At 72.5% G+C, this 24,316-nt stretch carries 21 protein-coding genes; 11 read left to right on the top strand and 10 right to left on the bottom strand.

The window, feature by feature from the left end; translation table 11 throughout:
* Window positions 1-4 precede the first annotated feature (4 nt).
* Both OHQ87_RS17140 and OHQ87_RS17135 read left to right on the top strand, forming a co-directional pair.
* Window positions 5-2,170, top strand: a complete 2,166-nt coding sequence (locus OHQ87_RS17140; RefSeq protein WP_328339029.1) for a putative bifunctional diguanylate cyclase/phosphodiesterase — start codon at window positions 5-7, stop codon at window positions 2,168-2,170.
* A gap of 133 nt (window positions 2,171-2,303) precedes the next feature.
* Window positions 2,304-2,804 carry a DUF456 domain-containing protein gene (locus OHQ87_RS17135; protein WP_328339027.1) on the top strand — a complete coding sequence of 167 codons (501 nt, stop codon included), beginning with the start codon at window positions 2,304-2,306 and terminating at the stop codon, window positions 2,802-2,804.
* Between the two features lie 37 nt (window positions 2,805-2,841).
* On the opposite strand, the gene OHQ87_RS17130 is transcribed toward OHQ87_RS17135, so the two are convergent.
* Window positions 2,842-3,036: a DUF397 domain-containing protein gene (locus OHQ87_RS17130; protein WP_328348892.1), complete on the bottom strand. Its 195-nt coding sequence runs from the start codon at window positions 3,034-3,036 to the stop codon at window positions 2,842-2,844.
* The gene (locus OHQ87_RS17125) at window positions 3,033-3,800 is read right to left on the bottom strand and encodes a DUF5753 domain-containing protein (RefSeq protein ID WP_328339025.1); all 768 of its coding nucleotides are present in this window, start codon (window positions 3,798-3,800) and stop codon (window positions 3,033-3,035) included. The genes OHQ87_RS17130 and OHQ87_RS17125 overlap by 4 nt, the downstream gene beginning before the upstream one ends.
* A gap of 650 nt (window positions 3,801-4,450) precedes the next feature.
* On the opposite strand from OHQ87_RS17125, the gene OHQ87_RS17120 reads away from it, so the two are divergent.
* The gene (locus OHQ87_RS17120; RefSeq protein WP_328339023.1) at window positions 4,451-6,070 is read left to right on the top strand and encodes an amino acid permease; all 1,620 of its coding nucleotides are present in this window, start codon (window positions 4,451-4,453) and stop codon (window positions 6,068-6,070) included.
* A 124-nt stretch (window positions 6,071-6,194) separates the two neighbouring features.
* Here the strand turns inward: OHQ87_RS17120 and OHQ87_RS17115 are convergent, their stop codons facing one another.
* Window positions 6,195-6,743, bottom strand: a complete 549-nt coding sequence (locus OHQ87_RS17115; protein ID WP_328339021.1) for a hypothetical protein — start codon at window positions 6,741-6,743, stop codon at window positions 6,195-6,197.
* A 627-nt stretch (window positions 6,744-7,370) separates the two neighbouring features.
* Here OHQ87_RS17115 and OHQ87_RS17110 point away from each other — a divergent pair.
* The 6 genes from OHQ87_RS17110 to OHQ87_RS17085 all read left to right on the top strand — a co-directional run bounded on the left by OHQ87_RS17110 (window position 7,371) and on the right by OHQ87_RS17085 (window position 16,387).
* Complete coding sequence (locus OHQ87_RS17110) at window positions 7,371-8,735, top strand: glutamine synthetase family protein (protein WP_328339018.1); 1,365 nt, start codon at window positions 7,371-7,373, stop codon at window positions 8,733-8,735.
* Window positions 8,736-8,839: 104 nt separating this feature from the next.
* Window positions 8,840-10,195 carry an aldehyde dehydrogenase family protein gene (locus tag OHQ87_RS17105; RefSeq protein WP_442930480.1) on the top strand — a complete coding sequence of 452 codons (1,356 nt, stop codon included), beginning with the start codon at window positions 8,840-8,842 and terminating at the stop codon, window positions 10,193-10,195.
* Between the two features lie 5 nt (window positions 10,196-10,200).
* Window positions 10,201-10,968 (top strand): 3-oxoacyl-ACP reductase, encoded by a 768-nt coding sequence (locus tag OHQ87_RS17100; protein ID WP_328339016.1) that lies wholly within the window; start codon window positions 10,201-10,203, stop codon window positions 10,966-10,968.
* 74 nt (window positions 10,969-11,042) lie between these two features.
* Window positions 11,043-11,723 (top strand): gamma-glutamyl-gamma-aminobutyrate hydrolase family protein, encoded by a 681-nt coding sequence (locus OHQ87_RS17095; protein WP_328348890.1) that lies wholly within the window; start codon window positions 11,043-11,045, stop codon window positions 11,721-11,723.
* 158 nt (window positions 11,724-11,881) lie between these two features.
* Window positions 11,882-12,433, top strand: a complete 552-nt coding sequence (locus OHQ87_RS17090) for a pyridoxamine 5'-phosphate oxidase family protein (protein ID WP_328339013.1) — start codon at window positions 11,882-11,884, stop codon at window positions 12,431-12,433.
* Between the two features lie 189 nt (window positions 12,434-12,622).
* Window positions 12,623-16,387, top strand: coding sequence for a SpoIIE family protein phosphatase (locus tag OHQ87_RS17085; protein WP_328339011.1), 3,765 nt, complete (start codon window positions 12,623-12,625; stop codon window positions 16,385-16,387).
* A gap of 62 nt (window positions 16,388-16,449) precedes the next feature.
* Here OHQ87_RS17085 and OHQ87_RS17080 read toward each other — a convergent pair whose 3' ends face one another.
* The gene (locus tag OHQ87_RS17080) at window positions 16,450-16,698 is read right to left on the bottom strand and encodes an STAS domain-containing protein (RefSeq protein WP_328339009.1); all 249 of its coding nucleotides are present in this window, start codon (window positions 16,696-16,698) and stop codon (window positions 16,450-16,452) included.
* Window positions 16,699-16,852: 154 nt separating this feature from the next.
* Here OHQ87_RS17080 and map point away from each other — a divergent pair, with 154 nt between their 5' ends.
* Both map and OHQ87_RS17070 read left to right on the top strand, forming a co-directional pair.
* Window positions 16,853-17,710: a type I methionyl aminopeptidase gene (gene map / locus OHQ87_RS17075; protein ID WP_328339007.1), complete on the top strand. Its 858-nt coding sequence runs from the start codon at window positions 16,853-16,855 to the stop codon at window positions 17,708-17,710.
* Window positions 17,707-18,423 (top strand): VIT1/CCC1 transporter family protein, encoded by a 717-nt coding sequence (locus OHQ87_RS17070; protein ID WP_328339005.1) that lies wholly within the window; start codon window positions 17,707-17,709, stop codon window positions 18,421-18,423. The genes map and OHQ87_RS17070 overlap by 4 nt, the downstream gene beginning before the upstream one ends.
* 48 nt (window positions 18,424-18,471) lie before the next feature.
* Here the strand turns inward: OHQ87_RS17070 and OHQ87_RS17065 are convergent, their stop codons facing one another.
* The 6 genes from OHQ87_RS17065 to OHQ87_RS17040 all read right to left on the bottom strand — a co-directional run bounded on the left by OHQ87_RS17065 (window position 18,472) and on the right by OHQ87_RS17040 (window position 24,220).
* A complete protein-coding gene (locus OHQ87_RS17065; RefSeq protein ID WP_328339003.1) occupies window positions 18,472-18,951 on the bottom strand; it encodes a nitroreductase/quinone reductase family protein in 480 nt (159 codons plus the stop codon).
* 42 nt (window positions 18,952-18,993) lie between these two features.
* A complete protein-coding gene (locus OHQ87_RS17060; RefSeq protein WP_328339001.1) occupies window positions 18,994-21,735 on the bottom strand; it encodes an ABC transporter permease in 2,742 nt (913 codons plus the stop codon).
* On the bottom strand, window positions 21,732-22,466 hold the full coding sequence (locus OHQ87_RS17055; protein WP_328338999.1) for an ABC transporter ATP-binding protein: 735 nt from the start codon (window positions 22,464-22,466) through the stop codon (window positions 21,732-21,734). Before OHQ87_RS17055 ends, OHQ87_RS17060 begins: the two co-directional genes overlap by 4 nt.
* Window positions 22,463-23,050, bottom strand: a complete 588-nt coding sequence (locus OHQ87_RS17050) for a PadR family transcriptional regulator (RefSeq protein WP_328338997.1) — start codon at window positions 23,048-23,050, stop codon at window positions 22,463-22,465. Before OHQ87_RS17050 ends, OHQ87_RS17055 begins: the two co-directional genes overlap by 4 nt.
* A 217-nt stretch (window positions 23,051-23,267) precedes the next feature.
* Entirely contained in the window at window positions 23,268-23,717 is a 450-nt protein-coding gene (locus tag OHQ87_RS17045; RefSeq protein WP_328338995.1) for a ferritin-like domain-containing protein, read from the bottom strand.
* On the bottom strand, window positions 23,714-24,220 hold the full coding sequence (locus OHQ87_RS17040; protein ID WP_442930479.1) for a hypothetical protein: 507 nt from the start codon (window positions 24,218-24,220) through the stop codon (window positions 23,714-23,716). Before OHQ87_RS17040 ends, OHQ87_RS17045 begins: the two co-directional genes overlap by 4 nt.
* Between the last annotated feature and the right edge of the window lie 96 nt (window positions 24,221-24,316).

The following is a 24,316-nucleotide window of genomic DNA, read 5'->3' as shown; positions in this document are numbered from 1 at the left end:
GGACATGTCCGCCGTACCGGAATCCGGCGGCACCGACGCGGCCCGTCCGGGCGCCCAGGGCTACGCCGCCGACTGGGCCCGGGCGGTACGCCGGCTCGGGTTCGTGCCGATGAGCGCGGACGAGACCGAACGACTGCTGCTCGTGCACACCGTACGGCTGGCGCAGGCCCTGCTCGCCGACGACTTCTCCACCACCCCGGCGGAGGACGTCGGTCGGGCGCTTGTGGAGGCGCACCTGACCGAGCCGAGGATTCTCGACTGGTCGGTGCGGGCGCTGGGTGAGCAGTTGCCGCAGCGGGTGCTGCCCCCGGTCGACCTGCCGGCCGACCTGGCCGCCCGGGTGGCCGCATCGCAGGGCGGGCTGGCGGCCGGGTTCGGCCGCGCGCTGCGGGACCGTACCTTCAGTCAGCAGGAGCGGATCGCCAGGTCGGCCTGGCAGGCCCGGGACTCGGTGGAGCGGGCGCTGCGCGACAGCGAGGCCCGGTTCCGGGCGGTCTTCACCGGCGCGGCCATCGGCATCGGCATCGCCGGCATCGACGGTCAGATCATCGACGTCAACCAGTCCTTCGCCGACATGCTCGGGTACACCCCTGAGGAGCTGCGGCAGGCCAACGTGGCGTCGCTCTTCCACGCCGAGGACGCGGCCGGCATGTGGGAGCTCTACCAGGAGCTGATCGAGGGCAAGCACGACAGCGTACGGGTGGAGAAGCGCTACTACCGCAAGGACGGCACCGTCGTCTGGACGGATCTGGCCGTCTCGCTGATCCGGCACGACGACGGCCGCCCCCGGTTCACCGTCGCGATGATCGAGGACATCACCCAGCGGTACGAGCTCCAGCAGCGGTTACGCTTCCAGGCACTGCACGACCCGCTGACCGGCCTGCCCAACCGGACGCTGTTCTTCGAGACCCTCGGTCAGGTCTTCGCCGACGCCGCCCCGGATCAGCGGATCGGCGTCTGCTTCCTCGACCTCGACGGCTTCAAGGCGGTCAACGACAGCCTCGGCCACGACCTCGGCGACCGGCTGCTGGTCACCATCGCCCGCCGGCTCTCCGACTGCGTCATCGGTCAGGGGCACCTGGTGGCCCGGATGGGCGGCGACGAGTTCGTCATCCTGGTGAACGGCGGCGAGGGGATCGACGACGCGGTGGGGGTCGCCGAGCTGGCGCTCGCCGCGGTGGCCGCGCCGGTGCTGGTCGGCGACCACCAGCTCGCCGTCTCGGCGAGCATCGGGGTGGTCGAGTGCCCGGCCAGCGAAACCAGCGTCTCCGAGCTGATGAAGGCCGCCGACACCACGCTGTACTGGGCTAAGGCGGAGGGCCGGGGCCGCTGGGCGGTGTACGACCCGGAGCGCAGCGCCGCCGACATCGCCCGGTCCGCGCTGGCCGCCGGCCTGCCGGCGGCCCTGGATCGGGGCGAGTTCGTGGTCCACTACCAGCCGATCGTCTCCCTGCTGGACGGCTCGATGATCGCGGTGGAGGCGCTGGTCCGCTGGGCACACCCGGAGCTGGGCCTGGTCGGCCCGGACCGGTTCATCGGGCTGGCCGAGGAGACCGGGCTGATCGTCCGGCTCGGCGAGTGGGTGCTCCGGCAGGCGTGCCGCGACGCCCGCGCCTGGCACCGAGAGTTCCCCGAGGCGAAGCTGGTGGTCAGCGTCAACCTGGCGGCCCGACAGGCGGACGATCCGGCCATCGTGGACACGGTGGCCAGCGCGCTGAGCCGGACGGGCCTGCCGGCGGAGCTGTTGCAGTTGGAGTTGACCGAGAGCGCCGTGATGGGCACCGCCGGGGAGCCGTTACGGTCGTTGTACCGGTTGGCCGATCTGGGCGTACGACTGGCCATCGACGACTTCGGCACCGGCTACTCCAACCTGGTCTACCTGCGACGGCTGCCGATCCACTGTCTGAAGCTGGCCGGACCGTTCGTCGAGGGCATCCGGGGTGACGGCGGCGACTCCCCGCCCGACCACCGCGACGAACGGATCGTGGACGCGCTGGTCCGGTTGGCGCACGCGCTGGAGCTGTGGGTGACCGCCGAGGCGGTGGAGACCGGGGAGCAGGCTGAACGGCTGCGGGCGCTGCGCTGCGACACCGGGCAGGGCCGGTGGTTCGGCGCGCCCGCCCCGGCGGACCAGATCACCGCCCGCCTGCGCGGGGAGACGACGGAGTGACCTGCTCCCCGGCCAGTTCGGGGTGGGGCGGCCGGAAGCGGCCGGTCGGGTGCGGGTGGCCGGCGGGGAGCCCGGTGCTCTGGCATGGTGACGACGTGACCGGGGCGGGACCGTGCGGGGGAGAGGTGGCGGGGTGAGCCTGACCGATGGTGGGGCGGCGGTCTCGGTGGTCGCGGCGATCGCGATAGTCGCCGGGCTGGCCGGGGTGGTGGTGCCCGGTCTGCCGGCGCTGCCGCTGTGCTGGGGTGGGGTGCTGCTCTGGGCGATCTTCGGCGACGCCGGGCCGGGACGCTGGGCGGTGCTCGGCGCGGCCACCGTGGTCGCCGCCGCCGGTGCCGTGATCAAGTACGCCTGGCCGGGGCGCAACCTCAAGCGCACCGGGGTGCCGACGTCGTCGCTGCTCGTCGGGGGGCTGCTCGGGTTGGTGGGGTTCTTCGTCATCCCGGTGATCGGCCTGGTGATCGGCTTCGTCGGCGGCGTGTGGGGGGCCGAACGGCTGCGGCTGGGCAGCAACCAGCTCGCCTGGCCGGCGACCGTGCAGGCGCTGAAGGCCGCCGGCCTGTCCATGCTGGTGGAGTTCCTGGCCGGCCTGGTGGTCGCCGCCCTCTGGATCGCCGGCCTCCTCTTCACCTGACCCGCCCACCGTGGACCGGCGATGGACGGGCGGCAGGTCAGGCAGCGGGGCCGATCTGCTTGGCCAGGTCGACGAACGCCTGCCAGGTGTCCGGCGCGAGGGTCAGGGTGCCGCCGTCGCGGTCCTTGGTGTCCCGCACCAGGACGACGCCGGGGAGGTTGTCGGCCACTTCGACACACGAGCCGCCGTTGCTGCCGCTCCTGGTGCTCTTGCGCCACTGTGCGCCGGTCAGGTCCATGTATTCGCTGCTTCCTTGATCAGGTTGAGTGATTGCTTACGGGAGAAGGCTTCGCCTCTGATCACCTCCCACGTTTGCTGGAGGGTAACAAGGTCATCGGTCTCGTTCACCACCTGCGCTCGCACTTGATGATCGAGATGTGCCACTACTGAGCCGTCACCAAGGGTGCCAAGAATGAAGCCGCCCTGTAGTCCAGGGTAGAGCCCAGTGTCCTCACTCACCACGAGGATCTGTATGTGCGGTAGCTCGGCCATCTCGGCCAGGTGGGTGAACTGTTCCTTCATCGCGGCGGGGTGACTCTTCATTGGGCGACGTAACGCCGCCATGTCGATGACGGCGACGAGTTGCGGGGGCCTGTCGCTGGTGAGGATGGAGCTGCGATCGAGCCGCGAGGCCACGCGCTCCTCGATCTCGTCCGGAGGCAGCAGGTTGTGTCCCAGTGTGGCTCGCGCGTACGCCTCGGTCTGGAGCAGGCCGGGAACCCAGGTGTGTTCGTACCACCGCAGCGCGACCGCTTCGCGCTCCCAGTCGACCCATTTTCTCAGCCACTGTGGCTCGCGGCGCTTGAGGACATCGGGCCATAGGTCACCAACGTCCCGGCCGAGGATGGCGGCCACTGTCACCCGTCGGCGTGGTTGCGGCACACGTCCCGGAGATATCCACCGCGCTGCCGTCTTGGGGTCTACGCCTGTTTGAGCAGCAAGACTCTCTGCTGTCTCGCCGACCTCTGCCATGGCCTCCTGAAGTGCGTGGTTCATCCCGCCTCCATGGTGGATGTCACGAACGTCCGTGAGCATAGATTAACGTCGTGTACTGATCCCATCACGATCTGCTGGTCCTCGTGGCGTCGGCACTGTGGTTCCGCAGGCGACGGACGGCGATCGACGGGGACGACGTGGTCCTTGACCTGGCGGCGTCGGCGCAGGCCCGCCGTCGTCTGGACGATCACCGGAACCCGACTGACGGCAGTAACCTCCGCAGCACCGGTGGCAGCCTCTGACCGGACGGTCCACCGTCGCGGCAAGGGCGGTGCGCATGGTCACCAGGGCGGTCGGCCCGGTGTCGACCGGGTACGGCGATGCGGGACGTCCGTCGGGTACGGCGACACGCCGTACGTGAGAGAGAGGTGGACGCCCCGCGCCGCCGTGAGCCGGGCTCCTGCCGAGCGCCCGGCGTCGGCCCGTCGCGATCGGGCCTGGTCACGGGCTCAAGCATGCGTCGGTGCAGTGCCCGGGGCAACCTGATTACCGCCGGGCCGGGACGTCCCCACCGCCGCGCTGGGGCGACGCGATTTTACGAGTTCGGCACCGGCGACGGATTGACCGTGGTGATCGGCGGGACGAGACTCGGGCGCACTCGCACCGGGACCACCCGGGCAGTACCGGGTACCACCTCAGGGAGGTGTGCTGTGGCCACAACGCCCCCGCCGACCACCGGACAACCGCCGACCGTCGGGCAACCGCACGCGCCGGACGACGACGCCCGACGACTCGCCGAACTCGGCTACCAGCAGGAGCTGCACCGCAAGTGGAGCGGCTTCTCCAACTTCGCCATCTCGTTCTCGATCATCTCGATCCTGGCCGGCTGTTTCACCACCTTCGGCCAGGCGTGGAACAACGGCGGGCCGGTCGCCATCTCCTGGGGCTGGCCGCTGATCTCGCTGTTCATCCTGATCATCGGGTTCTGCCTGGCCGAGCTGGTCTCGGCGTACCCGACGGCCGGGGGGATCTACTGGTGGGCGGCGAAGATGGGCAGGCCGGTGCACGGCTGGTTCACCGGCTGGCTCAACCTGATCGGCCTCGTCGCGGTCACCGCGTCGGTGGACTACGGCTGCGCCACCTTCCTCAACCTGACCCTGTCGGCGCTCTTCGACGGGTGGGAGGGGACGCTACGGCAGGCATTCGTCCTGTTCGTGATCATCCTGGCCCTGCACGGGCTGATCAACATCTTCGGGCACCGGATCATCGACGTACTCCAGAACGTCTCGGTCTGGTGGCACGTGGCCGGCGCGGCCGCCGTGGTGGCCATCCTGCTGCTGGTGCCGGACGAGCACCAGAGTTTCCAGTTCGTGTTCACCGAGCGGTTCAACAACTCCGGATTCGGTGACGGCGACACCGGCGGGTTGACGTTCTGGTTCTATGTGCTGCCGCTGGGATTCCTGCTCACCCAGTACACGATCACCGGATTCGACGCCTGCGCGCACGTCTCCGAGGAGACCCGGGGCGCGTCGCAGGCCGCCGCGAAGGGGCTGTGGCGGTCGATCTTCTATTCGGCTGTGGGCGGCTGGATCCTGCTGCTGGCGTTCCTGTTCGCCGCCACCGACGTGGACGCGATCAACGCGGCCGGCGGATTCTCCGGGGCGATCTTCGAGTCGGCGTTGACCCCGTTCTTCTTCAAGACGGTCATCATCATCTCCACCATCGGGCAGTTCTTCTGCGGGATGAGCTGCGTGACCTCGATGAGCCGGATGACGTACGCGTTCAGCCGGGACCGCGCGGTGCCCGGCTGGCGGCTGTGGTCCAAGGTCGACCGCAACGGCACCCCGGCCAACGCGATCATCGGGGCGACGCTGGCCGGCCTGGTGCTCACCCTGCCGGCGCTCTACCAGAGCGGCGGTGTCCCGGTCGCCTTCTACGCGGTGGTGTCGGTGGCGGTGATCGGCCTCTACCTGTCCTTCGTCATCCCGATCGCGCTACGGCTGCGGATGGGGGACCGGTTCGAGCCGGGGCCGTGGACGCTCGGCCGCAAGTACAGGTTGTTCGGGTGGATCGCGGTGGTGGAGATCGTGATCATCTCGGTCTACTTCGTGCTGCCGATCGTGCCGGCCGGGGTGCCCGGCAACGCGGAGTTCAGCTGGTCGGCGGTGAACTACGCGCCGCTGGCCGTCGGCGGGGTGCTGCTCGGAGTGGGCATCTGGTGGTACGCGTCGGCCCGGAAGTGGTTCACCGGCCCCCGCCGCACCGTCGACGTACCCGGGCCGGGGGCGCATGCGACGGCGGACGCCGCGCGGGCCGACGGACCGGCCTGACCACGGACCTTCCGGTCGCCCACGGTACGCCAGTGGGCAGCCCCTGGCGGAAGCCTCCGGGAGGAGGGCTCCGGCCAGGGGCTGCCCTGGTGCCGGCCGGTGTGCGCCGGTGCGGGTCAGAGGATCAGAGGTAGACGCTGTTGCTGAAGGTCAGCGGGATGAAACTGGTGGAGCCGCCGTAGGTCCAGGTGATGAAGGCGTCCGCACCCGTCTGGTATTGGCCGGTGGACCGGGGGTACTCGGTGTCGACGGTACCGAGGGTGGTGCTGTAAGCCGTCTTGGTGTTGTAGGTGACCTGGGTGCCGTAGCGGAACAGGGCGACCTCGACCTGGATCGCGTAGACGGGATAGGTGCACTGCACTGACGCGAGGCCCTCCTCGCCGCCGCCGTACGGGCCGCCGTAGTAGACGAACGGGGTGCTCGGCGTCAGCGTGCAGGTGACACTGATGGAGCCGACGGTCCCCGTTATCGAGGTCGAGGCGAGCGTGCCGGAGGAATTCGCCGACCGACCGATGTTCCCGGCGGAAAGGGAAGTCAGGGGGCCTGTCGACTCGGCGCCGGAGGGGGGTGCGGCCTGGGCCGGGGCGGCCACCGCGAGCAGCACGGTGGAGAGGGCGATCGCCACCAGGGCGGCGAAGGATCGGGGTGTGCCACGCCTACGTACTCTCGTCATTACCCGTCCTTTGTGCGTCGTGATGGAGCAGTTCGGGCGGTGCTGGAATCCCATCGGGTGCGACGGATGCGCCGACCAGCCGTTTTCCCGATGAACGCACCGCGCATCGCGCGCACCTGCGCAGGTGTTCGCCGGGAAAGGTGGGCGGGTCATTCGATAAAGCGCGGTGCGTCGAAACCGATTGGTCAGAGTCTGGCAAGGCGGCGGCCTTCACGCAAGGTCACCTTGCGATTACCGATAACCGGATTGACGGTCTGCCCGAACGGATGAACTGCGTTTCGCCGTGCATCTTTCCCGCGCGCGAAAGAACCGCCTCCGGTGTTGTGCGCTCCTGAAATTCCCGCCTGTATGGCATAGCATCTTCCGCCCGTGTCGCACGGCATCTTCCGCCTGCACCGCAGGGCATCTCGCGTCCGTGTCGCGTGGCGTCCGCACGCGCCGGGGAACCCGACGGTCGGCCGGAGTACGGTCGCCGGACCGGTGCGGCCGGGTGCCGCCCGGGGAGCGGCCGCCGACCCGGCACGGGCCGGGTCGGTGTGCCCACCGATGGGGGTTTGCCGGGACGTCCGGACGGGGCATTGACGGTGATCCGCTAGGCCGGTAGACCTTGGTGATGGAGGCGCACGGATGAGAAGAGCCCCGCTCACGTTGGAACAGCTCCGGGTCGCCGTCGCCGAGGGCGAGATCGACACGGTGGTGCTCGCCCTGACCGACATGCAGGGCCGCCTCCAGGGCAAACGGTTCCACGCCCCGTTCTTCCTCGACCAGGTGGTGGCCAACGGGAGCGAGGGCTGCAACTACCTGCTCGCCGTGGACGTCGACATGAACACCGTCGACGGGTACGCGATGTCGAGCTGGGAACGCGGCTACGGCGACTTCGCCATGCGCCCCGACCTGTCCACCCTGCGCCGGATGCCCTGGCAGCCGGGGAGCGTCCTGCTCCTGGCCGACCTGGAGTGGCTGGACGGCTCCGGCCCGGTGGTCGCCTCGCCCCGGCAGATCCTGCGCCGGCAGCTCGACCGGCTGGCCGACCACGGGCTGACCGCGTACGCCGGCACCGAGCTGGAGTTCGTCCTCTACCGCGACTCGTACGAGGAGGCCTGGCAGCGCGGTTACCGCGACCTCACCCCGGCCAACCAGTACAACGTGGACTACTCGCTGCTCGGCACCGCCCGGGTGGAGCCGCTGCTGCGCCGGATCCGCACCGAGATGGCCGGCGCGGGGCTCACCCCGGAGAGCGCCAAGGGCGAGTGCAACCTCGGCCAGCACGAGATCGCCTTCCGGTACGACGAGGCGGTGGCCTGCGCCGACCACCACGTGATCTACAAGAACGGGGCCAAGGAGATCGCCGCCCAGGAGGGCGTGTCGATCACCTTCATGGCCAAGCCGAACGCCCGGGAGGGCAACTCCTGCCACATCCACTTCTCGCTGCGCGACATCGACGGCCGCTCGGCGATGCTCGGCGACGGGCCGGCGCAACTCAGCGTGACCGGGCAGCGGGTGCTGGCCGGGCTGCTCGCCACCATGCGGGAGATGAGCCTGCTGTTCGCCCCGAACATCAACTCCTACAAGCGTTACCAGCCAGGTTCGTTCGCGCCGACCGCGCTGCGCTGGGGCACCGACAACCGCACCTGCGCGCTGCGGCTGGTCGGCCACGGGCAGGGCATGCGGGTGGAGAACCGGGTGCCCGGCGCGGACGTCAACCCGTACCTGGCGATCGCCGCCCTGGTCGCCGGGGCGGTGCACGGCATCGAGCAGGAGCTGGAGTTGCCCGACGAGTGCACCGGCAACGCCTACGACGACCCGACGGCCGAGCGCGTCCCGCCCACCCTCCGCGACGCCCTCACCCTCTGGCAGACCTCCGACCTCGCCCGCACCGCCTTCGGCGAAGAGGTCCACGCCCACTACACCAACATGGCCCAGGTCGAACTCGCCGCCTTCGACGCCGCCGTCACCGACTGGGAACTCACCCGTGGCTTCGAACGCCTCTGACCCCACCCCCGGATCGATCATGGAGTATTGGTGGGCGGTATGTGGCTGATTGTGGCTTATGTGGGGGACCGCAACTCCATGATCGACGGGGAAAGGGGTGGGGTGTGACGCGGGTGGTGGATCCGGCGAGTGGGGCGGTGGTCGCGGAGGTGGCGGGGGCCGGGGTGGGGGAGGTGGATGCGGCTATCGGGCGGGCTGCGGTCGCGTTCGAGAGCTGGCGGGTGGTCGCGCCGGGGGAGCGGGGGCGGATTCTGCGGCGGTTCGCCGGGTTGGTGGACGCGCACCTGGAGGAGTTGGCGCTGTTGGAGGTGCGCAACTCGGGGCACACCATCGGCAACGCGCGCTGGGAGGCGGGCAACGTCCGTGACGTGCTCGACTACTACGCGGGCGCGCCGGAGCGGCTGACCGGGCAGCAGATCCCGGTGCCCGGCGGGTGGGACGTCACCTTCCACGAACCGCTCGGCGTGGTCGGGGTGATCGTGCCGTGGAACTTCCCGATGCCGATCGCCGGCTGGGGCTTCGCCCCGGCACTGGCCGCCGGCAACACGGTGGTGCTCAAGCCCGCCGAGCTGACCCCGCTGACCGCCCTGCGCCTGGCCGAGCTGGGGCTGGCCGCCGGCCTGCCGGAGGGGGTGTTCACCGTGCTGCCCGGCCGGGGTGACGTGGTCGGCGAACGCTTCGTCACCCACCCGGCCGTACGCAAGGTCTGCTTCACCGGCTCCACCGAGGTCGGCACCCGGATCATGGCCGGCTGCGCCGCCCAGGTGAAGCGGGTCACCCTGGAGTTGGGCGGCAAGAGCGCCAACCTGGTCTTCGCCGACGCCGACCTGGAGAAGGCGGCGGCCACCGCGCCGTACGCGGTGTTCGACAACGCCGGCCAGGACTGCTGCGCCCGCTCGCGCATCCTGGTCCAGCGCCCGGCGTACGACAGGTTTCTGGAACTGCTCGAACCGGCGGTCCGGGCGCTCCGGGTGGAGGACCCGGCCGCCGAGACCGCCGAGATGGGCCCGCTGATCTCCGCCGCCCACCGCGACCGGGTCGCCGGCTACCTCGACGGCGCGACTGTCGCCTTCGCCGGCACCCGTCCCGACGGCCCCGGCTTCTGGCACGCCCCGACGGTGCTGCTCGCCGACTCCCCGGCCGACCGGCACTGGCGGGAGGAGATTTTCGGGCCGGTCGTCTCGGTGCTCCCCTTCGACGACGAGGCCGACGCCGTCCGGCTCGCCAACGACACCGAGTACGGCCTGTCCGGCTCGATCTGGACCCGGGACGTCGGGCGGGCGCTGCGGCTGGCCCGCGCGGTGGAGGCGGGCAACCTGAGCGTCAACTCGCACTCCTCGGTGCGTTACTGGACCCCGTTCGGTGGGATGAAGCGTTCCGGGCTCGGCCGCGAGCTGGGGCCGGACGCGCTGCACGCCTTCACCGACGTCAAGAACGTCTTCATCAGCACAGAGGAGTGACGCCAGTGCAGGGTCGGCTACAGGACCGGGTCGCCGTGGTGACCGGGGCGGGCAGCGGGATCGGGTTGGCCACCGTGCGGCGGTTCGCCGCCGAGGGGGCCCGGGTGGTCTGCGTCGACATCGACGCCGAGGCCGGTGGGCGGGCCGCCGAGGAGGTCGGCGGGGAGTTCGTCGCCGTCGACGTGGCCGACGAGGCGGCCGTCCGGAGCCTCTTCGACGGCGTCGCCGAGCGACACGGCCGGGTCGACGTGGCGTTCAACAACGCCGGTATCTCCCCGCCCGACGACGACTCGATCCTCGACACCGGGCTGGACGCCTGGGAACGGGTGCTGCGGGTCAACACCACGAGCGTCTACCTGTGCTGCAAGTACGCGATCCCGCACATGCGCCGGCAGGGCAAGGGCTCGATCATCAACACCGCCTCCTTCGTGGCGCTGATGGGGGCGGCCACCTCGCAGATCGCGTACACCGCGAGCAAGGGCGGGGTGCTGGCGATGACCCGGGAGCTGGGCGTGCAGTTCGCCCGGGAGGGCATCCGGGTCAACGCGCTCTGCCCCGGCCCGGTGGCCACCCCGCTGCTGCTGGAGCTGTTCGCCGCCGACCCGGAGCGGGCCGCCCGCCGGCTGGTGCACGTGCCGATGGGCCGGTTCGGCGCACCGGAGGAGATCGCCGCCGCGGTCGCCTTCCTGGCCAGCGACGACTCGTCGTTCATGACCGCCGCCCAGTTCGTCGTCGACGGCGGCATCACCGGCGCCTACGTCACCCCGTTGTGAGCGGCCCGGGCGGTGATCCCACCAGGCCGGAGGTCCGCGCCGCCGGGCGTCGGGAGACCGGCCGGGCCCGTCCGCTGATCGGGATCACCGGGTACGTCGAACCGGCGAGCTGGGCGGTCTGGCGGGACGTCCCGGCGTCGCTGGTGCCGCAGGCGTACGTCCGTTCGGTGACCGCCGCCGGGGGCCGGGCCGTGGTGCTGCCCCCGGACGACCTGGACGCCGACGTGGTCGACGTCCTCGACGGACTGCTGCTGGCCGGCGGTGCGGACGTCGGCCCGGAGCACTACGGCCAGCCGGTCGATCCGCGCACCGAGCCCCGGCCGGACCGGGACGCCGGGGAGTCGGCCCTGCTGGCCGCCGCGCTCGCCGTCGACCTGCCGGTGCTCGGGGTGTGCCGGGGGATGCAGTTGCTGGCCGTCGCGCACGGCGGGGCACTGCACCAGCACCTGCCGGACGTGGTGGGCCACGACCGGCACCGCCCCGCCCCCGGGGTGTACGGCGCACACCCGGTGCGGTTCGCCCCGGGGAGCCGGACCGCGAGCGTGCTGGCCGGGGTGGGCCGGGTCAACTCGTACCACCATCAGGGGGTGGCCGACCCGGGTGGGCTCACCGTCACCGGCTGGGCCGACGACGGGGTGGTCGAGGCGGTGGAGGACCCGGCACGCCGGTTCCTGCTGGGGGTGCAGTGGCATCCGGAGAACGACGACGACCCGCGCCCGGTGACCGCCCTGGTCCGGGCGGCCCGCGCGGTCTGACCAGGGACCTGGGCCGGTCACGGATCGGGCTGGCCGGGCGGGGCCGATGGCCCGAACGGCAGCGCCGGGTAGTCGGCAGGCAGTCCTGACCGGGACGGCCGTCCTGGCTGGCGGGAATGGGTCTCCCGGAATGCGGTCGGCGGGAGCAGGATGGCGGCATGGGGACCGTGTATCCGGCACTCGACGGGCGGCTGCGGGAGTTCGTCGAGGCGCAGCCGATGTTCTTCGTGGCCACCGCGCCCAGTGGTGCCGACGGGCACGTCAACGTCTCGCCCAAGGGGATGCGCGGCACCTTCGTGGTGCTCGGCCCGCACCGGGTGGCCTGGCTCGACTACCACGGCAGTGGGGCGGAGACGATCGCCCACCTGCGGGACAACGGTCGGATCACGCTGATGTTCTGTGCCTTCGACGGCCCGCCGAAGATCCTGCGGTTGCACGGCCGGGGCGTCGCCACCCCGGTCACCGACCCGGGCTTCGCCGCGCTGGTGGCCGATTTTCCCGACCCGCCCGACCTGCACGCGGTCCGGGCCGTGATCGGGGTGACGGTGGAGCGGGTAAGCGATTCGTGTGGCTTCGCGGTGCCCCTGATGGACTACCGGGGCGACCGGGACCTGTTGCTCACGTCACACTCCAGGCGCACCGCCGAGGACCTGGTCGACTACCGGGCGACGAAGAACGCCGCCAGCATCGACGGTCTGCCGGTGTTCTGAGCGCTGCCCGGCCCTCCTCCGCCGATCTCACCATGCGCCGTCGGGGGAATGACGGCAGGATGAGCCGCGGGTTACCAGCGTCTGCGGGAACCCGTGCGTTACGTTCCTGATCCGTCGGGGTAGAAGACGGGGCACGGCCGGCATCTGCCGAGGCGTTGGGGGGCACGACCGCCGAAGCAGGGGGCGCGGATGAGCTCGGCCTACGGGGGCGAGGAGGGACGAGGGCTGTCCTTCCTGCCGGCTACCGACGCCATGCCGTCCGACGACCCTGCGCTGTCCGGCGACATCAGGCCGTCCGGTGGCCTCACGCCGGCCGGCGACGCCGCGCCCGGCGACGGCGCGTCGGCACCGGATGGCGGGCTTTCGCCGGCGCTGGCGGCGTCCTTCGCGGCGGGTGGCGAGCTGGGCCGCCTGCTGCATGGGTACGACTGGGCGACCAGCCCGTTGGGCCCCCCCGACACCTGGCCGCCCGCGCTGAGCCACGCGATCGGCATGATGCTCTCCTCGCGGGCCCAGATCGTGCTGTTCTGGGGCCCCGACCAGCTCGCCTTCTACAACGACGCCTACCGGCCGACCATCGGCGACAAACACCCGCAGGCACTGGGTCGCCCGGCCCGGGAGCACTGGGCGGAGACCTGGGACGTGCTCCGCCCGCTGCTGGACGGCGTGCGCCGCACCGGCGAGTCGTACCGGGGCGAGGACCACCCGTTCCTGCTCGACCGGCACGGCTTCGTCGAGCAGGTCTACTTCGACGTCTCCTACGACCCGATCCGGGACGCCGACGGCAGCGTCAACGGGGTCTTCTGCTTCGTCAACGAGACCACCGGCCGGGTCCTCGGCGAGCGTCGGTTGCGGGCGTTGGCCGAACTCGGCTCGCAGCTCGGCGCGGCGAGCAGCATGGCCGAGCTGGGGCGGGCGGCGGCGGCCGTGCTGGACGGGCACCGGGCCGACATCCCCTTCGCCCTGATCCACCTGACCGACGAGACCGGCCGCCCGACGCTGACCGGGGCCAGCGGCGTCGACCCGGCCCGGGTGCCGGCCGAGTTGCCGACCGTGCTGTCCCGCGTCGCCGCCGGTGGGGTCGCCGCCCAGGTCCACGTGGCCGAGCTGTGCGGCGAGGTGCCTGACGGTGCCGCCGAGCGGGCCCTGGTGCTGCCGCTCACCGCCACCAGCGAGCCGGCCGGGGCGCTGGTGGTCGGCCTCTCCGCCCGGCTGCCACTCACCGACGAGTACCGCGACTTCCTCGACCTGATCGCCGCACAGGTCTCCCGGGTGGTGGGCCAGCAGCGGGTGTACGAGCAGGAGCGGGCCCGCGCCGCCGAGCTGGCCGCGCTGGACCGGGCCAAGACCAACTTCTTCGCCAATGTCAGCCACGAGTTCCGGACCCCGCTGACCCTGGTGCTCGGCCCGCTGGAGGACATGCTGGCCGATCCCACGCTGCCCGCGTCGCACCTCGACCGGCTGACCGTGATGCACCGCAACGCGCTGCGCCTGCTCAAGCTGGTCAACACGGTGCTCGACTTCTCCCGGCTGGAGTCCGGCCGGCTGACCGCCCACTACCAGCCCACCGATCTCGCCGTGTACTCCTCCCGGTTGGCCAGCACCTTCCGTTCCGCGACGGAACGGGCCGGGCTGCGGCTCGTGGTGGACTGCCCGCCGCTGCCCGCACCGGTCTTCCTGGACCGGGACATGTGGGAGAAGATCGTCCTCAACCTGCTCTCCAACGCGTTGAAGTTCACCTTCGAGGGCGAGATCCGGGTCCGGGTGCGCATGGTGGACGGCGCGGCCCGGCTGGAGGTATCCGACACCGGGGTGGGCATCGTCGCCGAGGAGCTGCCGCACGTCTTCGAACGGTTCCACCGGGTGCCGGGGGTGCGTTCGCGTACCCACGAGGGCACCGGGATCGGGCTGGCCCTGGTCCGCGAGCTGGTCGAGATGCACGGTGGCACGGTGGCGGCCGAGAGCCGGGTCGACCACGGCACCACCTTCACGGTGACCGTCCCGTTCGGTGCCGCGCACCTGCCCGCCGACCGGGTGGCGGTGGCCACGCCGCTGCCCCTTGTCGAGTCGTCACAGGCGCCGCTCTACGTCGCGGAGACCGCGCTGTGGACCGCCGGTGAGCAGTCCGTCCCGGCCGACGGCGGGACCGGGCGGGCCGGCCGGGTCCTGCTCGCCGACGACAACGCCGATCTGCGTGAGCACGTCACCCGCCTGCTCGGCGCCGAGTACGAGGTGGTGGCCGTCCCGGACGGCGCGGTGGCCCTCCAGGAGGCCACCGGGAGCGCCTTCGACCTGGTGTTGACCGATGTGATGATGCCCCGGCTGGACGGGTTCGGCCTGGTTGCCGCGTTGCGGGCGAACCCGCGTACCCGGCATGTGCCGATCGTGCTGCTCTCCGCGCGGGCCGGTTCCGCCGAGGCGGTCGCCGGCCTCTCGGTCGGCGCCGACGACTACCTCACCAAGCCGTTCTCCGGGGCCGAGCTGATCGCCCGGGTCCGGGCCAACGTCGAGCTGGGCCAGCTACGCGGGCAGATCATCCGCCGGCTCCGGGCGCTGGCCGACGCCGCCGTGGCGGTCAACACCGCGAAGTCGACCGCCGAGGTGGTCCAGGTCGCCGCCCGGCACGCCCTGCACCTGGCCGAGGCCGCCCGGGTGGTGGTCACCACGGTCACCGGCGCGCGCCACGAGGCCGACGGCGGCGGCACCGCCCGCGACGAGCCTTCGCAGGTGCTGCCGCTGACCGGCACCGCCGGTGGGCAGCTCGGCGAGCTGCGGGTCTGGCGTTGCGACGGTGACGGCACCGAGCAGGCCGCCGTCGGGGAACTGGCCCGCCTGGTCGGCGTACGGCTGGAGAACGCCCAGCTCTACGAGGCCGAACACCGGATCGCCACCACCCTCCAGCACAGCCTGCTGCCCCGTTCGCTGCCCCAGTTGCCCGGGGCCGTGGTGGCCAGCCGCTACCTGCCCGGCAGCACCGACGTCGAGGTCGGCGGCGACTGGTACGACGTGATCGGCATCGGCGACGACGAGGTGGTGCTGGTCATCGGCGACGTGGTCGGCAAGGGCGTCCGGGCCGCCGCCGCGATGGGTCAGCTCCGCAACGGTCTGCGGGCCTACCTGCTGGAGGGGTACGACCCGGGGCAGGCGTTGACCCGGCTCAACCGGCTGGTCGGCTCGACCGAGCGGCAGTCGTTCGCCACCGTCTTCTGCCTCTCCTTCTCTCCGCGCACCGGCCGGCTGCGGTACGCCAGCGCCGGTCATCCGTCCCCCCTGCTGATCCGAGGAGACGACGTGGCCTTCCTGCACGAACGGGCCCTCGGGCCGCCGATCGGCGCGATCGTGGGCACCGACTACCGCACCGTCGAGGGTGAGCTGGCCCCCGGTGGCCGGTTGCTGCTCTACACCGACGGGTTGATCGAGGACCGGCACGCCGGCATCGACGCGGCGCTGGCCCAGCTCCGGGCCGACGCCGGCATCGGCGGCGAGCACGTCACCGACCTGGTGGACGCCGTGGTGCAGCGGGTCGACGGGCGTAACCGGCACGACGACGTCGCGGTGCTGGCCCTGGAGGCCGCCGAGCTGAACCGGTTCGCGTTGCGGCTGCCTGCCGACCCGACCCGGCTCAGTGTGCTACGCAAGCGGCTGGAGGACTTCCTGGTCGCCCACTCCGTCGTCGAGAACGACCTGTTCGACCTGACCGTCGCGGTCTCCGAAGCCGCCGCCAACGCCATCGAGCACCCGGTCGATCCGGTCGAGCCGACCATCTCCGTCGAGGTGTCGATCGTCGACCGGACGGTGGTGGCGACGGTGCGTGACACCGGCCGCTGGCGGGAGTCGACCGGGGCGGGCTTCCGGGGTCGGGGGCTCGCGTTGATCGAGGCGCTGGGCGAGCTGACGGTACGCCGTACCGGGGAGGGGACCGAGGTGTCGCTGCGCCGCCGGCTGACCGACTGAGCCGGCCCGGCCCGGCGCGGACCCGGGCGGGGCCGGTGCGGACCCGGTGTCGGGTAGGGCGGTCAGAGAGGGCGGAGCCACTCCTGGTCGCCGAGGCCGGAGATCTCCAGCACCCGACTGACCTGCCGGGACGGGAACACGGTCAGCGCGCCCGGGAACCGCTGGGCGAGCTGGACCACCGCGTGGATGGCGGCGGAGTCGAAGAAGGTGACCGCGCGCAGGTCGAGGGTGATCTGCCGGGCCGGCTCCCGCAGCGTGGTCTGGACCATGGTGTCGGCGGTCGCCATGTCGACCTCACCGGCCACCGTCACGCGGAGGTGATCGCCGGCGAGCTCCGCACTCGCGGAGAACACGGGAGTTGCGCCCCCTAGATCCACGCAGCCACAATGGCACAGCGTGGTTGCCACGGCAACAACCGCCGGGCCGTGCCGGAGCCACCGGGGTGCCCGGAGATAGTCTGTCGTCATGACCGTCCGTGCCCCGCTCACCCCAGGCACGCTCTCCCCGTGGCGAGCGGTCCCTGGCCACATCGCCCGACCGGAATACGTGGGCAAGAAGCAACCGCAGCAGTGGCGCGGGTCGCACGTGCAGACCCCGGAGACCATCGAGAAGATGCGGGTCGCCGGCCGGTTGGCGGCCCAGGCCACCCAGCTCGCCGGCGAGCACTGCAAGCCCGGGGTGACCACCGACGAGATCGACCGGGTGGTGCACGAGTTCCTCGTCGACCACGACGCCTACCCGTCGACTCTTGGCTACAAGGGCTTCCCCAAGTCCTGCTGCACCAGCGTCAACGAGGTCATCTGCCACGGCATCCCCGACTCCACAGTGCTCGCCGACGGCGACATCGTCAACGTCGACGTCACGGCCTACCTGGGCGGGGTGCACGGCGACACCGACGCCACCTTCTGCGTGGGCGAGGTCGGCGAGGAGGCCCGGCTGCTCGTCGAACGCACCCACGAGGCGATGATGCGGGGCATCCGGGCGGTCCGCCCTGGGCGGCAGATCAACGTGATCGGCCGGGTCATCGAGTCGTACGCCAAGCGCTTCGGCTACGGGGTGGTCCGCGACTTCACCGGCCACGGCATCGGCGAGGCGTTCCACAGCGGCCTCTACGTGCCGCACTACGACAGCCCCCGGCCCACCGACATCATGGAACCGGGCATGACCTTCACCGTCGAGCCGATGATCACCCTCGGCACCTACCAGTACGACATGTGGGACGACGGCTGGACGGTCGTCACCAAGGACCGGAAGTGGACGGCCCAGTTCGAGCACACCATCGTCGTCACCGACGACGGCCACGAGATCCTGACCCTGCCGTGACCGAGACCCCGGCGGCGCTGCGGGAGGCGCACCACGCGGACGTGTCAGGCGGTTGGCTCCGGCCTGCCGTCTTCGGTGCGATGGACGGGCTGGTCACCAACATCGCCCTGATCGCCGGCGTCGGCGGCGGCGGGGTGTCGGCGCACAGCATCGTGCTCACCGGCACCGCAGGCCTGGTCGCCGGCGCGATCTCGATGGGCCTGGGCGAGTACACGAGCGTCCGCTCGGCCAACGAGCAGGTCGCCGCCGAGGTGGCCAAGGAGCGCCGGGAGCTGGAACGCCACCCGGAGGCGGAGGCCCGCGAGCTGGCCGACGCCTGGGTGGCCCGGGGCCTGCCCCGGGACCTGGCCAACCAGGTCGCCGAGGCGGTACGACGTAACCCGGAGGAAGCGCTGCGGGTGCACGTACGGGAGGAGCTGGGCGTCGACCCCGACGACCAGCCCAGCCCCTGGGCGGCGGCGGTCTCGTCGTTCCTCTGCTTCTCCGTCGGCGCGTTGATCCCGCTGCTGAGCTACCTGCTCGGCTTCACCAGCCTGGCGTTGGCGCTCGCCGTCGGCGGGGTGGGGCTCGTCGTGGCCGGGGCGGTCGTGGCCCGGTTCACCCACCGCCCGTGGTGGATCGGCGGGCTGCGTCAGCTGCTGCTCGGCGCGGCGGCGGCCGGCGCGACGTACCTGATCGGCATGTTGATCGGTATCCAGGGCGGTCTCGGCTGACGTTCCACCGGGCCTGCCGGGCTGTCGTGGTGCGTTCCGGACGCCCGGTCACGGTCGGGCGGGGCCGGTCGGGACCAGCCGGAAGATGTGGATCTCCCGGCCGCCGGACCGGCGCACGTACGTCAGGTAGGCCGGCCACTCGGTGACCAGCAACTGCCAGAGCCGCTCCCGTTCGGCGCCGGTGGCCCGGTCGGCCCGGACGGCGAGCCGGCGACCCTTGACGGCCACCTCCGCCTGCGGCCGGGCGAGCAGGTTCAGCGCCCAGCCCGGCTGCTGCCGCTGGCCCCAGTTGGAGCCGATCACCACGAAACCGTCGCCGTCCGGCACGTACAGCAGGGGATTGCTGCGCGGCAACCCGGACCGGTGCCCGGTGGTGGTGATGATCAGCGACGGGACCAGCCCCAGGGCGACCACCCGGCCCCGGGTGAGCCGTCCGACCAGCCGGTCGACGGGCACCAGCAGACGCATGGTGGTACCGAACCACTCGCGGTGGCCGAGCCGGCGGGTGAGGGTTCCGATGACGGGCACCCGGCCAGTCTGCCCGGTCGACCCGGCATCCGCACCCACCGCTCAGTCCAACCGGCGTTCGACCGCGAGGCGGGAGCGGGTGAACAGGCCCGCGCCGAGCATCGCCACCAACGGCACCACCACCAGCACCCCGAGGGTCTGCCAGGGCACCACCACCGGGTACGGCGGCTGGACGGGCCACGCCGCGGCGTACTGGCGGTTCACCGAGGTCAGGATGATCAGTGCGGAGGCGAGGCCGGCGGCGATGCCGAGCACCGAACCCACCACGGCGATCACCCCCGCCTGGCAGAGGGAGAGCACCCGGCGTACCCGGGGACTGGCCCCCACCGCGGCGAGCGTGGAGAGGTCCCGACGACCCTCCGCCGCCGCGAGCCCGGTGGCCACCCCGGCGGCACCCACCGTGATCACGCCTGCGGCGGCGGCCAGCAGAAGCAGCAGTGCCCGCTGCTCGGAGCTCGGCGGACCACGTTCCGCCTGCGCCGACACCGGCAGCACCGGTCGCAGCGCACTGACCACCCGGTCGAGCTGTGCCGGGGTCGGCACGGTGGGGGTGTCGACGGCGTAGCCGATCGGCTGCGCGACCAGCGCGGCCCGGCCGGCGGCAGCCGGGGAGAGCACCAGTCGATCGACCGGCAGCCCGCCACGCAGCAGGTAGCCGGGGAGGGTGACGGTGGTCGACTCCGACGGTCGGGAGTCGCTGACCGAGCGGTCGACCCGGACCACCACCCGGCCATCGGCGAGGTACCGGGGATCGGTCACCACCGCGCCGCCGGCGTGCAGCACCGCGGTGGCCGCCGCGATCTCGTCCGGTGGGGCCCCGCTGACCGCCCCGAGGGCGGCGCCGTCGTCGACCAGGGTGGGCAGGTAGTAGCCGTTCATCCTCCGTACCGACTGGACACAGCGCGGGTCGGCGAGCGCCTGTCGACGTACCGCCGCCGTACGGTAGGACTCCCCGTCGTACGGGCAGATCCGTTCCGGTGGCAGCACCGGCGCCACCGAACAGTAGTCGTCCGTGCCCTCCTCGGCGCAGCCCGGCACCGCCAACGGCAGCACCGCACCGGTTCCCAACTCGGCCCGGACCCGTTCGGTGACCAGCGGCAGCGGGGGCAGCGGGCCGGTGCCGTCGCGGTCCGTCCGGATCAGCAGCACCCGGTCGGGCGGCAGGCTCGGTTGCCACTCGGCCCGGTTGCGGGCGTCGTCGCTTGCCACGTAGACGCCCAGGGCGACACTGCCGGCGACGGCGGCCATCACCGCCGAGATCGCCGGGGCGGCCGAGGAGCGGTTGCGGCTGGCGTCGCGCAGCGCGATCCGGGGTGCCGGTGGCAGTAGCCGGCCGAGCCGGGCGAGCAGCCCGATCAGTGTCGGCGTGGCGAAGACCAGCCCCAGCTCACCCAGGATCAGGCCGGTGAGGATCACCGGGGTCTCGCTGCGGCCGGCACCGAGGGCGGCGGCCAAGGTGCCCGACACGGTGAGCACCAGCCCGAGGAGCAGCCAGCGGCGGCGGTGCGGCGGTGCGGCCCGGCGACCGGCCAACCCGGCCACCACGTCCTGCCGTGCCGCGGTAAGTGCCGGGGCGAGCGCGGCCAGCACCCCGGCCAGCACCGCGACCGCCGCGATCGCGGCGAGCGCCGCCGGGAAGACCCGGTAACCGCCGCCGCGCGCGCCCAGGACGTACTCCTCGACCAACGACCGGCCGGCGAGCGCGGCGGTGACCCCGAACAGCAACCCGAGCGCCGCGCCGAGACCACCGAGGACCACCCCGTCGGCGAGCACGACCCGCCGCAGGTGGACCGGGTCGCCACCGGCCACCGCGACCAGTGCCAGGTCCCGCCGCCGGCGGCGGACCCCGACCGCGAAGGCCGGCCCGACGAGCAGGACGACCTCCAGCAGGCCCAGCCCACCGACCAGCACCGAGTTGCTCGCCACCACCGGATCGGGCAGCGGGATACCCGAGCCCGGGGCGTCGGACGACCCTCCGCCCGGCACCGGTGTCCGGGCGCTGACCGTCACGCCGTGTGCGTTGAGCCGGTCCACCAGGGCGGCGTCCAGCTCACCCGGGAGGTCGACCAGCCAGCTCTCGTCGTAACCCTGACCGACGCGGGGCAGCCCGCCCGGGGTCAGGGCGACCACCTCGCCCAGCTGGTCGGGGAACTCCACCATGCCGACCACCCGCCACCTGCCGGAACCGTCGGCCGCGGCGACCGTCCCGCCGACCCGTACGCCCAGTCGTGTGGCGGCCCGGGCGCTGACCATGACCTCGTCGGGGGCGGTGGGCACCCGGCCGGAGCGCAGCCGCACCGTCGAGCGGGGCAGCGGGTCCGTGAGGTCCAGCACCCGTCCGTCCAGCGTGATGGTCCGATCACCGATGAGGACCTCGAACGGCACCCACCAGCCGACCCGGCTGATCCGGCTGCCGGCGGGCAGTAGTGCCTCGACCTCTGTCCGGCTCACCGGCCGCTCCCGGTTCACCTGCTCACCCTGCCGGGCCCAGGTCGTCTCACCCCAGCCGTCCTGGTGCAGGGGATTCTCCGCCACCCAGCGCAGCTCGACGTCGGCGGCACCGCCCCGCTGGTCGAAGCGCTCGACCCGGGTGAGGTCGGCCATGTCGTAGCTGACCGCGACGAAACTCAACGCCGACACCGGCAACGCGATCATCGCCAGTACCAGCGCGGTACGCCCCCGCGCCCGGCGGGCCTCCCGCCTGGCGATCCGCAACGCCGCCCGCCAGGAGCCGACCGCCTCGCGGAGCCGACCGGGTCGTTCCCGCCGGACCGGCCGGCTCACCGGTCGCTGCCGGAGAGCAGGTGCTCGACCCCGGTCAGCGGCGCGGTGGAGTCGACCAGGACACCGTCGCGGAGGAAGACCACCCGGTCCGCCCAGCCCGCGTGCCGGGCCTCGTGGGTCACCAGCACCCCGGCCGCGCCCGCGTCGACCCGGCGGCGCAGCAGGTGCAGCACCGCCTCCCCGGTCTGCGAGTCCAGCGCCCCGGTCGGCTCGTCGGCCAGCACCAGCCGTCGCTCGCCGACAAGTGCCCTGGCGATCGCCACCCGTTGCTGCTGCCCGCCTGACATCTGGTCGGGAAAACGCCCGCCGAGCCCGGTCAGGCCCACCTCCTCCAGGGCGGCCAGCGCCGCCCGCCGGGCCTGCCGCACCCCGACCCCGTCGAGTTCGAGCGGGAGGGAGACGTTCTCGGCGGCGGTGAGGCTGCCGAGCAGGTTCAGATCCTGGAAGACGTAGCCGATCCGGCGGCGACGCATGCGGGCCAGCCGTCGCCCGTCCAGCCCGCCGAGCGGTTCCCCCTCGACCAGCACCTCGCCCCCGGTCGGCCGGTCGAGGCCGCCGGCCAGGGTGAGCAGGGTCGACTTGCCCGAGCCCGAGGGACCCATCACGGCCACCAGTTCCCCCGGCCGGACGGTGAGGCTCACCCCGCGCAGCGCGTGCACCGTGGCCTCGCCACTGCCGTGGGTCCGGTGGACGTCGCGCAGTTCGAGTATCGCGGAGTCCCGGTCGGTCACCGGCTTGCCTCCTGGTCGGTCCGGTCCACCACCTCCGGCGGTGACCCGCTGCGGGCGGTCGGCGGGGTGGGCCGGTACCGGACCAGACTCGTCTCGCAGTGGTCGAGCCAGCGGACCTCCGCCTCGGCCTGGAACATCATCGCGTCCAGCACCAGCCGCCAGGGCAGGTCCTCCGGCCGGTCGCTGGCGTACTTCAGCCGGGTCAACTCCTGGAGGGTACGCATGGTGGCGCTGCGCTGGGTCTGCACCACGGCCCGGACGTCCACGCCGGGGGTGGTCAGTGCGAGAGCCAGCTTGATGGAGAGTTCGTCGCGGGGTCGGTCGGTGCGGCTGATCGGGGTGACGAACCACAGCGCCAGGTCCGCCCGTCCGGCATCGGTGATCTCGTACGGCCGCTGGCCGCCCTCGTGCTCGGGCAGCGAGCGGACCAGGCCGTCGCGTTCCAGCCGGTTGAGGGTGGTGTAGACCTGCCCGATGTTCAGCGGCCAGGTCGAGCCGGTCGACTCCTCGAACGCGGCCCGGAGTTGGTAGCCGTACATCTGGCCGCGCTCGAGCAGGGCGAGCAGGCCGTGACGGATGGACATGGCAACGGAGTATGCATACCCCGTATGCGGACCGCAACCGCTGCACGTGCGGAACCGCCCTGGAGACCCGCTGAATCGGTCGAATATGCCGGAAAACCCCCGGCCGGGCGGCGGTGATCTGTCTCTCCGGGAAACCGGTGTCGACGCCGGCCCGGCACGTCGGCCGGTCGGTGCGGTCGCCCGGCGGCCGGTTCGGTCAGGTGGGTCGGTCAGGTGGTCACGTGGGGCGGCCGGGGAACGGGACGGTCAGCGGGGCGATCCCGGCGCTGCGCCGCCAGCGGGTGGCCCGTACCGCGCAGTCGGTAAGCGCGTTGAGCGCCCGGGTGCGGTCCGCGCCGGTGGTGACCGGCAACGCCGCCCGCCAGAACGCCGCGGTGCGCTCCTCCACCTGCACCGCCAGCCGCAGCGCGCTGGCCCGGTCGGTGACCGGGAACGGAAGCGCATAACCGGCCTGGTCGGCGGGGACCGCACCACCGGCGGCACTGAGCTGGAGCACCAGCGCGTCGCGTCGGGCCCGGTGGGCCGCCTCGGCGGTGCGGGCCGCCCGCCGGTCGGCGTCGGTGAGGCGTACCCCGATCGGGCCGTAGGCGTAGATCGCGGCGTACTCGGCGGCCAGCGCGTCGGCGAGCGCGTCGCCGGGGGCGGACGGGGCGGTACGGCGGTTCACTTGAGCGCCTCCAGGTGGGTGGCCCGGGCGGCGGCGATCGAACCGAGCACGGCGACCCGGTCGGCCGGCGCGTCGGCGCAGGCCCTGGCCGCGTTGTCCCGGCCGCTCTGCTCGGCGGCCCGCAGTTCGGTCAGGAGGGTGTTCCGCGCGCCGTCGCCGGTGGTCGGGCCCGGTGACGCCGGGCCGGTGGGTTCGGGGCGGCCGATCAGCCGGCGCAGCTCGTCGGCGTGCGCGGCGTGCGCGTCGGCGATCGGGGTGAGCCGGTCGGCCAGCCCCGGGTCGGCGGCGATCGCGGCCCGGTGCCGGTCGGCCAGCGCCCGGGACTCGCCGGCGAGGGGCTCCAGCGGGTCGGGCGGTGGGGCGGGCTCGTCGCGGTCGAGGAGACCACAGCCGGTCAGCGGTACGGCGGCGACGCCGACCGTCAGGAGCGCGCCGGCGCGCAGCACTGTGCGCCGGGATCGTCCCGTTCCGTCGGGGTGCGTTGTCGTTCTGCCCGTGGCCACCGGACAAGTCAACACCATCCGTGTGGGCCGGCGGGCGACCGCCGTCGGTGCGCCGCCGGGACCGTCGTCCCGACGGCGCGTTACGCTCTGCGCAAC

The sequence above is a fragment of the Micromonospora sp. NBC_00421 genome (assembly GCF_036017915.1).
Lineage (GTDB): Bacteria > Actinomycetota > Actinomycetes > Mycobacteriales > Micromonosporaceae > Micromonospora.
This window is presented reverse-complemented; position numbering and strand designations above follow the sequence as displayed.

Bases quoted from the DNA above. Each gene is read 5' to 3' on its own strand.
- OHQ87_RS17140 (WP_328339029.1), top strand. From the start codon at position 5: ATGTCCGCCGTACCGGAATCCGGCGGCACCGACGCGGCCCGTCCGGGC.
- OHQ87_RS17125 (WP_328339025.1), bottom strand. From the start codon at position 3,800: ATGAACCACGCACTTCAGGAGGCCATGGCAGAGGTCGGCGAGACAGCA.
- OHQ87_RS17115 (WP_328339021.1), bottom strand. From the start codon at position 6,743: ATGACGAGAGTACGTAGGCGTGGCACACCCCGATCCTTCGCCGCCCTG.
- OHQ87_RS17110 (WP_328339018.1), top strand. From the start codon at position 7,371: ATGAGAAGAGCCCCGCTCACGTTGGAACAGCTCCGGGTCGCCGTCGCC.
- OHQ87_RS17090 (WP_328339013.1), top strand. From the start codon at position 11,882: ATGGGGACCGTGTATCCGGCACTCGACGGGCGGCTGCGGGAGTTCGTC.
- OHQ87_RS17085 (WP_328339011.1), top strand. From the start codon at position 12,623: ATGAGCTCGGCCTACGGGGGCGAGGAGGGACGAGGGCTGTCCTTCCTG.
- map (WP_328339007.1), top strand. From the start codon at position 16,853: ATGACCGTCCGTGCCCCGCTCACCCCAGGCACGCTCTCCCCGTGGCGA.
- OHQ87_RS17050 (WP_328338997.1), bottom strand. From the start codon at position 23,050: ATGTCCATCCGTCACGGCCTGCTCGCCCTGCTCGAGCGCGGCCAGATG.